Here is a 9,807-nt window from a genome sequence, read left to right as displayed (position 1 = left end):
CCGCCGTCCGTCCCGAAGAGGTAGGCCTCGCTCTTCGCGTACGTCTCGGCGTACGCCTCGGGGTTCAGGTACGGCGCGATGCCCATCGTGGGCGGGTCGTCGGTACGGGCACTCAGCGGATCCCGGTCCCCGCCGTAGGAGCCGTCGTCGTGAGCGACCCCCGGGGCGCGGCCCGTGGCGGCGCGGCCGGCGGCGGAGCGTCGGTGGCGTCCCATGTCCTGGCCTTCCTCGTCCTTGCGGTCGAATCGTCCTCGCGACCTACGCGAAACATGATCGACACGAAACTCACACCAACGAGTGAGTTTCATATGAGATTCATGGGTGGGGACGGTACCGCATGGGGCCTGGGAAGGAAGTGCCCCCAGGGACATTGACCGGTTAGGTTGCCGTCATGAGCGACGACGTGCGACTGGTCGCCTGGGTGCGAGGACGTGTCCAAGGTGTGGGTTTCCGCTGGTTCACCCGGGCCAAGGCCCTGGAGATCGGCGGCCTGAGTGGCTTTGCTCTCAATCTGGGCGACGGCCGGGTCCAGGTGGTCGCCGAGGGCTCCCGCGAACGCTGCGAGGGGCTGCTCGACTGGCTCCAGGCCGGCGACACGCCCGGACGAGTGGACGGTGTCACCGAGATCTGGGACACACCGCGCGGCGGCTACGAGGGCTTCGCCGTCCGCTGAGCCCGCCGCCCCTCGGCGGCCCGGTCGACGCCCGCCGCGGGCTCCGGACGNNCGCGGCACCGCCCTTGCCCGGCCGTGCACGCCCGGTTGTCCGCCGATACGGGGTGTGATCGTGTTGACCGTCAAACTTTTTGGTGAGACGCTGAAAGCCCCGCGCACCTTAGCTGTTTGGCATGGCTGAACGGCAGCACAACTCCAGGCCTGCCAAGCACCGCGGGTGCAAATCCCTCACGACCCACACCGCATCGGTCGGTCACTCATTGTGGAGGACCATCCATCATGGCAAAGGCGCTTCTCGGTTACGTCGGCGGCTCCGACCCTCGACTCCTCGCCGAGATGCGACGGCTCCAGCAGCGCGTCCAGGACCTGGAATCCGAGCTCGTACGCATCCAGGCGGAGAACGACGCGCTGGCGGCTGCCGCTTCTCACGACAGGATCATGGAGAGCGTTGACGCACACCAGGCGGAGCCTGCGCTCACCTGATCACTGCACCGCTCCACAACAGCACAGCAGTGGTCGGGCCGCCCGTCACCACCGCCAAGCAGTCAGAATTGCAAGGGACGCCCCGGCGTCCCTTCTTTCTTGCCTCCGCGTCCTCGCCCCCGCGTCCGGGCCCGTGCCCGGTACTCCTTGTCCCGCGCATCCTTTCACCGTCTTCAACGTCTGGTGTGCCCTGCGCGTTCACCGGCGAAACCGCACGTTCATGGAGCGAGACCTTCCCGGCGTACGGGTAAAGTCCGACGGCGTGCACCTCAAGGCCCTGACCCTCCGCGGCTTCAAGTCGTTCGCCTCGGCCACCACCCTCCGGTTCGAGCCGGGCATCACCTGCGTCGTGGGGCCGAACGGTTCGGGCAAGTCCAACGTCGTGGACGCGCTCAGCTGGGTCATGGGCGAGCAGGGCGCCAAGTCGCTGCGCGGCGGCAAGATGGAGGACGTCATCTTCGCCGGCACCACCGGTCGGCCGCCGCTGGGCCGCGCCGAGGTGTCGCTGACCATCGACAACTCCGACGGGGCGCTGCCCATCGAGTACTCCGAGGTCACCATCACGCGGATCATGTTCCGCAACGGCGGCAGCGAGTACCAGATCAACGGGGACACCTGCCGTCTCCTGGACATCCAGGAACTGCTCTCCGACTCCGGCATCGGCCGCGAGATGCACGTCATCGTCGGGCAGGGCCAGCTCGACTCCGTGCTGCACGCCGACCCCATGGGCCGCCGCGCCTTCATCGAGGAGGCCGCCGGCGTCCTCAAGCACCGCAAGCGCAAGGAGAAGGCGCTGCGCAAGCTGGACGCGATGCAGGCCAACCTCGCGCGCGTGCAGGACCTCACCGACGAGCTCAGGAGGCAGCTCAAGCCCCTCGGCCGCCAGGCGGCGGTCGCCCGCAGGGCCGCCGTCATCCAGGCCGACCTGCGCGACGCCCGGCTGCGCCTGCTCGCCGACGACCTCGTGCGGCTGCGCGAGGCCCTCCAGGCCGAGATCGCCGACGAGGCCGCCCTGAAGGAGCGCAAGGAGGCGGCCGAGCGGGAGCTGGGGAAGGCCCTCCGGCGTGAGGCCCTGCTGGAGGAGGAGGTGCGCCGGCTCGTCCCGCGGCTGCAGAACGCCCAGCAGACCTGGTACGAGCTCTCCCAGCTCGCCGAACGGGTGCGCGGCACGATCTCGCTGGCCGACGCGCGGGTGAAGAGCGCCACCTCCGCGCCCCCCGAGGAGCGGCGCGGTCGCGACCCCGAGGACATGGAACGCGAGGCCGCCCGCATCCGCGAACAGGAGGCCGAGCTGGAAGCGGCCCTGGAGGCGGCCGAGCGCGCCCTGGAGGACACGGTCGCCCACCGCGCCGAACTGGAGCGCGAACTGGCTCAGGAGGAACGGCGTCTGAGGGACGCCGCCCGTGCCATCGCCGACCGGCGGGAAGGGCTCGCCCGGCTCAGGGGCCAGGTGGGCGCCGCCCGTTCGCGTGCCGCCGCCGCCCAGTCCGAGATCGAGCGCCTGGCCGTCGCCCGCGACGAGGCCCGGGAGCGCGCCGTCGCCGCCCAGGAGGAGTACGAGGCGCTCAAGGCCGAGGTCGACGGCCTCGACGCCGGTGACGCGGAACTCGCCGAGCGGCACGAGGCGGCCAAGCGCCGGCTGGCCGAGGCGGAGAGCGCCCTGAGCGCCGCCCGCGAGGCGGCCGCCGCGGCCGAGCGCGAACGCGCCGCGACCCGGGCCCGCCACGACGCCCTCGCCCTGGGCCTGCGCCGCAAGGACGGCACCGGGGCACTGCTCGCGGCCGAGGACCGGCTCGCCGGACTGCTGGGACCGGCCGCCGAACTCCTCACCGTGGCGCCCGGCCACGAGATCGCCCTGGCCGCCGCCTTCGGGGCCGCCGCCGACGCCCTGGCGGTGACGTCCCCGTCGGACGCCGCCGACGCCATCCGCCTGCTGCGCAAGCAGGACGCCGGCCGGGCCGCCCTGCTGCTCGCCGGCGCCCCCGACGACGTACCGCGGCAGCCGCGGGCCGACGGACCGCCGTACGCCGCCGATCTGGTGCGCGGGCCCGCCGCCCTGCTGCCCGCCGTACGGCGGCTGCTGCGCGGGATCGTCGTCGTCGGCACCCTGGAGGAGGCCGAGGACCTCGTCCGCGCCCGGCCCGATCTGACCGCGGTCACCGCCGAGGGCGATCTGCTGGGAGCGCACTTCGCCCAGGGCGGGTCCGCCGGGGCGCCCAGCCTCCTGGAGGTGCAGGCGTCCGTGGACGAGGCGGCCGCCGAGCTGGAGGAACTGACCGTGCGGTGCGAGGAGCTGGCCGGGGCGCAGGCCGCCGCGGCCGAGCGGCGCACGGAGTGCGCGGCCCTCGTCGAGGAGCTGGGGGAGCGGCGCCGGGCCGCGGACCGGGAGAAGTCCGCCGTCGCCCAGCGGCTCGGAGGGCTCGCCGGGCAGGCGCGCGGTGCCGCCGGGGAGGCCGAGCGGGCCGGCGCCGCCGCGGCCCGGGCCCAGGAAGCCCTGGACAAGGCGCTCGCCGAGGCCGAGGAGCTCGCCGAACGGCTCGTCGTCGCCGAGGAGAGCGTCCCCTTCGGGGAAGGAGGGGCGGAGGAGCCCGACACCTCGGTGCGCGACCGGCTCGCCGCCGACGGCGCCAACGCCCGCCAGACCGAGATGGAGGCCCGTCTCCAGGTCCGTACTCACGAGGAGCGGGTCAAGGGGCTCGCCGGGCGGGCCGACTCCCTGGACCGGGCCGCCCGCGCGGAACGCGAGGCACGCGCGCGTGCCGAGCGCCGCCGCGCCCGGCTGCGGCACGAGGCGGCCGTCGCCGCGGCCGTCGCCTCCGGGGCCCGGCAGTTGCTGGCGCACGTCGAGGTCTCCCTAGCCCGCGCCGACCAGGAGCGCGCCGCCGCCGAGGCCGCCAAGGCCCACCGCGAGCAGGAACTCGCCCGCGCCCGGGCCGAGGGACGCGATCTCAAGGCGGAACTCGACAAGTTGACGGATTCAGTTCACCGGGGCGAGGTACTCGGCGCCGAGAAGCGGCTGCGGATCGAGCAGCTGGAGACCAAGGCGCTGGAGGAACTGGGTGTCGAACCGGCGGGGCTGGTGGCGGAGTACGGGCCGCGGCAGCCGGTGCCGCCCTCGCCCCCCGCCGAGGGCGAACGGCTGCCGGAGGACCCGGAGCACCCGCGCAACAGGCCCCGCCCCTTCGTCCGGGCCGAGCAGGAGAAGCGCCTGAAGGCCGCCGAGCGCGCGTACCAGCAGCTCGGCAAGGTGAACCCGCTCGCCCTGGAGGAGTTCGCGGCGCTCGAGGAACGCCACCAGTTCCTCGGCGAGCAGTTGGAGGACCTGAAGAAGACCCGCGCGGACCTGCTCCAGGTCGTCAAGGAGGTCGACGAACGGGTCGAGCAGGTCTTCACCGAGGCCTACCGGGACACGGCCCGCGAGTTCGAGGGCGTCTTCTCCCGCCTGTTCCCGGGCGGTGAGGGACGCCTCGTGCTGACCGACCCCGACAACATGCTCACCACGGGCGTGGACGTCGAGGCGCGTCCGCCGGGCAAGAAGGTCAAGCGGCTGTCGCTGCTCTCGGGCGGGGAGCGGTCGCTGACCGCCGTGGCCCTGCTCGTGTCGATCTTCAAGGCGCGGCCCAGTCCGTTCTACGTGATGGACGAGGTCGAGGCCGCCCTCGACGACACCAACCTCCAGCGGCTGATCGGGATCATGCAGGAGCTGCAGGAGGCCTCGCAGCTGATCGTGATCACGCACCAGAAGCGCACCATGGAGGTCGCCGACGCGCTCTACGGCGTCTCCATGCAGGGCGACGGCGTGTCGAAGGTCATCAGCCAGCGCCTCCGCTGACTCCGTGCAGATTGCACCTTTCTGACCCGCATCCTCCCCTTTTTACTTCAACTTGTGAAGTCAGTCCCCGAGGTAACGCCGAGGAAACTTCTACTTGGCCCCCTATTGACTTCGAAAATTGAACACATAGTCTCTGCTTCGTTGCCTTTACCTTCAGGTACCTTCAGGTGGACCTCGAAGGGCTGACCCCCCATCCGGCGACGTTGCCGGTGGCCCGAGGAGTACACGTGACCAGCACAGCGCAGGCGCAGAAGTCAGGAGCCGGGACGGCTCATCCCGAACATCTCGGACACGTCATCTTCATCGCGGCGGCCGCCGCGATGGGCGGTTTCCTCTTCGGCTACGACAGCTCGGTGATCAACGGCGCCGTCGAGGCCATCCGCGACCGCTACGACATCGGCTCCGCCGCCCTCGCGCAGGTCATCGCCGTCGCCCTGATCGGCTGCGCCATCGGCGCCGCGACCGCCGGCCGCATAGCCGACCGCATCGGCCGCATCCGCTGCATGCAGATCGCCGCGGTCCTGTTCGCCGTCAGCGCCGTCGGATCCGCGCTGCCCTTCGCCCTGTGGGACCTCGCCTTCTGGCGCGTCGTCGGCGGCATCGCCATCGGCATGGCCTCCGTCATCGGCCCGGCCTACATCGCCGAGGTCGCCCCGCCCGCCTACCGCGGCCGACTCGGCTCCTTCCAGCAGGCCGCGATCGTCGTCGGCATCGCCACCTCCCAGCTGGTCAACTGGGGCATCCTGAACGCCGCCGGCGGCGACCAGCGCGGCAAGCTGCTGGGCCTGGAGGCCTGGCAGCTCATGCTCGGCGTCATGGTGATCCCCGCCGTCCTCTACGGTCTGCTCTCCTTCGCCATCCCCGAGTCCCCGCGCTACCTGATCTCCGTCGGCAAGCACGAGCGCGCCCGGCGGGTCCTCGAGGAGGTCGAGGGCAAGGACGTCGACCTGGACGCCCGCGTCACCGAGATCGAGTCGGCGATGCACCGTGAGGAGAAGTCCAGCTTCAAGGACCTGCTCGGCGGGAGCTTCTTCTTCAAGCCGATCGTCTGGATCGGCATCGGCCTGTCGGTCTTCCAGCAGTTCGTCGGCATCAACGTCGCGTTCTACTACTCCGCGACGCTGTGGCAGTCGGTCGGCGTCGACCCGACGGACTCGTTCTTCTACTCCTTCACCACGTCGATCATCAACATCGTCGGCACCGTGATCGCAATGATCTTCGTGGACCGCATCGGCCGCAGGCCGCTCGCGATCATCGGCTCCGTCGGCATGGTGATCGGCCTCGCGCTGGAGGCCTGGGCGTTCTCCTTCGACCTCGTCGACGGCAAGCTGCCGGCCACCCAGGGCTGGGTCGCCCTGATCGCCGCCCACCTCTTCGTCCTCTTCTTCGCCCTGTCCTGGGGCGTGGTCGTCTGGGTCATGCTCGGCGAGATGTTCCCGAACCGGATCCGCGCCGCGGCCCTGGGCGTGGCGGCCGCCGCGCAGTGGATCGCCAACTGGGCCATCACCGCGAGCTTCCCGTCGCTGGCCGACTGGAACCTGTCCGTCACCTACGTGATCTACACGTTCTTCGCCGCGCTCTCCATCCCGTTCGTCCTGAAGTTCGTCAAGGAGACGAAGGGCAAGGCGCTGGAGGAGATGGGCTGACCCGCCCTCCCGCGCGCCGGACGGGCCCGACCCGTCCCGCGGACCCGGGGAGAAGGGCTCAAGTCCCCGCTGCCCCTCTCCTCGTACCCCCCACCGCCGCCCCGGCCCGGTACCGTCCGAGCCGGGGCGGCGCCCTGTGCGCGCCGCCGTACGCGGGGACCCCGGGCCGGGAACGCCGGCCGGCGCGCCGCCGGATCGCCGGGCCGCCGGCACCGTGCGGCACGGGCCGTCCGGGTGGGCCGGCATCGGGGCGAGGGGGGTGCCCATGGCTGATACTGGACCCGTTATGGACATCGTCATCCTTGCTGTAGTCATCGCCGTGGTCGTGCTCGGCGCGCTCAGCGGGCTCATCGTCGGGAGCAGGCGCAAGAAGCCGCTGCCCCCGCCACCGCCCGCCGCGCCCGACATCACCGCCCCTCCGGCCGAGCCGCACGTCGGCGACGAGGCCGAGACGCCGCGGGAGGAACCGCGGCGCACCATCGAGGAGGTTGATCTTCCGGGCGGCCCCGCTCCCGTCACCGTCGAGGAGCCGCCCATCGTCGAGGCTCCCCCGATCGAGATCCCGGAGCCCACCGCCGGACGTCTGATCCGGCTGCGCGCCCGTCTCTCCCGTTCGCAGAACGCCCTGGGCAAGGGCCTGCTCACCCTGCTGTCCCGCGAGCACCTCGACGAGGACACCTGGGAGGAGATCGAGGACACCCTGCTCACCGCCGACGTCGGCGTGCAGCCCACGCAGGAGCTGGTCGAGCGGCTGCGCGAGCGCGTGAAGGTGCTCGGCACCCGTACGCCCGAGGAACTGCGCGGCCTGCTCCGCCAGGAGCTGATCACGCTGGTCGGCCCCGAGATGGACCGCACCGTGCACACGGAGAACGCGGTCGGCGGCCCGGGCGTCGTGATGGTCGTCGGGGTCAACGGCACCGGCAAGACCACCACCACCGGCAAGCTCGCCCGCGTGCTGGTCGCCGACGGCAACACCGTCGTCCTCGGCGCCGCCGACACCTTCCGCGCCGCCGCCGCGGACCAGCTCCAGACCTGGGGCGAGCGGGTCGGGGCCCACACCGTGCGCGGTCCCGAGGGCGGCGACCCGGCCTCCGTGGCGTTCGACGCGGTCAAGGAGGGCAAGGAGATGGCCGCGGACGCCGTGCTCATCGACACCGCCGGCCGCCTGCACACCAAGACCGGCCTCATGGACGAGCTCGGCAAGGTCAAGCGCGTCGTGGAGAAGCAGGCACCGCTGGACGAGGTGCTGCTCGTGCTCGACGCCACCACCGGTCAGAACGGACTGGTCCAGGCCCGGGTCTTCGCCGAGGTCGTCGACATCACCGGCATCGTGCTCACCAAGCTGGACGGCACCGCCAAGGGCGGCATCGTGATCGCCGTCCAGCGCGAGCTGGGCGTCCCGGTGAAGCTGATCGGCCTCGGCGAGGGCGCGGACGACCTGGCGCCGTTCGAGTCGGAGGCGTTCGTGGACGCGCTCCTCGGGGACTGAGCCCTCAAGACCCCTCCTGCCCACGCGAAGAAGCGCCCGCTCCCGGATCGTCCGGGGACGGGCGCTTCGCCGTGCACGGGGCCGGCTCGCGGGAGCGGCGGGCCGCCCGACGGTCGGCGGCGCCGGGGGTCACCTCCGCGACCGGTGCGCCACGTACGCCAGCGTGCCGAGCACCAGCCGGGCCTCGGGCGGCCGGGACGCCGGGTCCAGGGTGGGGGAGCGCAGCCAACGCACCGGGCCGAGGCCGCCCCGGTCGGACGGCGGTGCCGTGATGTGCGTGCCGGGTCCGAGGCCCCGCAGGTCGAGGGCGGCCGGGTCGTCCCAGCCCATGCGGTAGAGCAGCTCGGGCAGCGCGGCGGCGGCGCCTGGCGCGACGAGGAAGTGGGCGCGGCCGTCCGGGGTGGCGGTGACCGGACCGACCGGCAGGCCCATGCGCTCCAGCCGGGCCAGGGCGCGGCGCCCGGCGGGCTCGGCGACGTCGATGACGTCGAACGCCCGCCCGACCGGCAGCATCACCGAGGCCCCGGGGAACTCGGCCCAGATCCCGGTCGCCGCGTCCAGCGGTGTGCCGGCGGGGATCACCGGGGCGAAGTCCAGGGGGTGCGCGCCCGGTGCCCGGCAGCCGGTCCGGCGGCAGGAGCAGGCGCCCGAGGCGGCCCGGGCGCCCGGCACCACGTCCCAGCCCCACAGCCCGGTGTACTCCGCCACGGCGGTGCCGTCCGACGAGCGCCCCCGGCGGCGCGAGCCGGACCGGATGTCGCGGATGCCCCGACTGATGCCGATCGTGAAGCCCATGCCCCCTCCAACGGGTCCGGCGTACCGCTGGTTACGCAGCGGACGCGGAACGTGACTCTCTGTATTCCGACTTCCCTGCGCCGCATCGCTCAGTCGGCGCTTGGAAGTGCTCGGGGGTGGTGTGTTCCACGGTGCGCGCCCCTGCGCGCACTACTGCACCCATCCCTGACTGTCCTGTGTCAAGTGAAGCGTGGGCCGACGATCGTGGGTTCATTCGAAGGGGTGGCGAATGGTGGCGATTGCGGTTTCGCCATGGTGAGACGGGTGATCGTAGGACTACGGTGAGTGCACGGCTTCTTGGGGCACATGCACTCGTGGGTATGCCGGAGGCAACTCGGCTTTCCGTTCGAAGGGTGGCAACCGCCGGACGGACGGCCCCGACAACCGGCATTCTGATAGGGCTTGGCGCACTCAGCGACAAGTGGTCTTCAGGGATGGGGGCGTTCCAGTGAGCGGCAACGGCGGTGGCGGGACGAATGCTGCGGGCACGGAGAAACGCCCGAACGAACTCCTCGCCTCGTGGTTCGTCCGCAGCGGTTGGTCCAAGGGCGAACTCGCCCGCCAAGTCAACCGTAGGGCCCGCCAGTTGGGCGCCAACCACATCTCCACCGACACCTCGCGCGTGCGCCGCTGGCTGGACGGCGAGAACCCGCGCGAGCCGATCCCCAGGATCCTGTCCGAGCTGTTCTCCGAACGCTTCGGCGTCGTGGTCTCCGTCGAGGACCTGGGCCTGCGCACCGCCCGCCCGTCACCCTCCGCGACCGGCGTCGACCTGCCCTGGACGGGCCCGCAGACCGTGGCCCTGCTCAGCGAGTTCTCACGCAGCGACCTGATGCTGGCGCGGCGCGGCTTCCTCGGGAGCTCGCTGGCCCTCTCCGCGGGCCCGCCC

7 protein-coding genes and 1 pseudogene are annotated in these 9,807 nt (G+C 72.1%); 6 read left to right on the top strand and 2 right to left on the bottom strand.

Features of this window, described 5'->3' with window-relative positions:
* A pseudogene (locus B7L92_RS21465) lies at positions 1 to 215 on the bottom strand (CAP domain-containing protein); the annotation flags it as partial.
* A gap of 176 nt (positions 216 to 391) precedes the next feature.
* Between B7L92_RS21465 and B7L92_RS21460 the strand changes: the two are divergent.
* From B7L92_RS21460 to ftsY, 5 genes are all read left to right on the top strand, one after another.
* Positions 392 to 673 carry an acylphosphatase gene (locus tag B7L92_RS21460; protein WP_081239114.1) on the top strand — a complete coding sequence of 94 codons (282 nt, stop codon included), beginning with the start codon at positions 392 to 394 and terminating at the stop codon, positions 671 to 673.
* Between the two features lie 279 nt (positions 674 to 952).
* Positions 953 to 1,156, top strand: a complete 204-nt coding sequence (locus B7L92_RS21455; RefSeq protein WP_029384211.1) for a hypothetical protein — start codon at positions 953 to 955, stop codon at positions 1,154 to 1,156.
* A 262-nt stretch (positions 1,157 to 1,418) separates the two neighbouring features.
* Entirely contained in the window at positions 1,419 to 4,988 is a 3,570-nt protein-coding gene (smc, locus tag B7L92_RS21450; protein WP_081239113.1) for a chromosome segregation protein SMC, read from the top strand.
* A gap of 227 nt (positions 4,989 to 5,215) precedes the next feature.
* Positions 5,216 to 6,634 (top strand): sugar porter family MFS transporter, encoded by a 1,419-nt coding sequence (locus B7L92_RS21445; protein WP_081239112.1) that lies wholly within the window; start codon positions 5,216 to 5,218, stop codon positions 6,632 to 6,634.
* A gap of 286 nt (positions 6,635 to 6,920) precedes the next feature.
* On the top strand, positions 6,921 to 8,123 hold the full coding sequence (gene ftsY, locus B7L92_RS21440; RefSeq protein WP_081239111.1) for a signal recognition particle-docking protein FtsY: 1,203 nt from the start codon (positions 6,921 to 6,923) through the stop codon (positions 8,121 to 8,123).
* A 129-nt stretch (positions 8,124 to 8,252) separates the two neighbouring features.
* On the opposite strand, the gene B7L92_RS21435 is transcribed toward ftsY, so the two are convergent.
* Positions 8,253 to 8,918, bottom strand: coding sequence for a bifunctional DNA primase/polymerase (locus B7L92_RS21435; protein WP_081239110.1), 666 nt, complete (start codon positions 8,916 to 8,918; stop codon positions 8,253 to 8,255).
* 448 nt (positions 8,919 to 9,366) lie between these two features.
* On the opposite strand from B7L92_RS21435, the gene B7L92_RS21430 reads away from it, so the two are divergent.
* Positions 9,367 to 9,807, top strand: a 441-nt coding sequence (locus B7L92_RS21430) for an NsdA family TPR-like regulatory protein (protein ID WP_497591170.1), incomplete at its 3' end; no start/stop codon positions are given.

It is taken from the genome of Streptomyces viridosporus (assembly GCF_002078235.1).
GTDB lineage: Bacteria > Actinomycetota > Actinomycetes > Streptomycetales > Streptomycetaceae > Streptomyces > Streptomyces viridosporus.
Note: the sequence above shows the minus strand (reverse complement) of the source record. Positions and strands in the feature narration are given on the sequence as shown.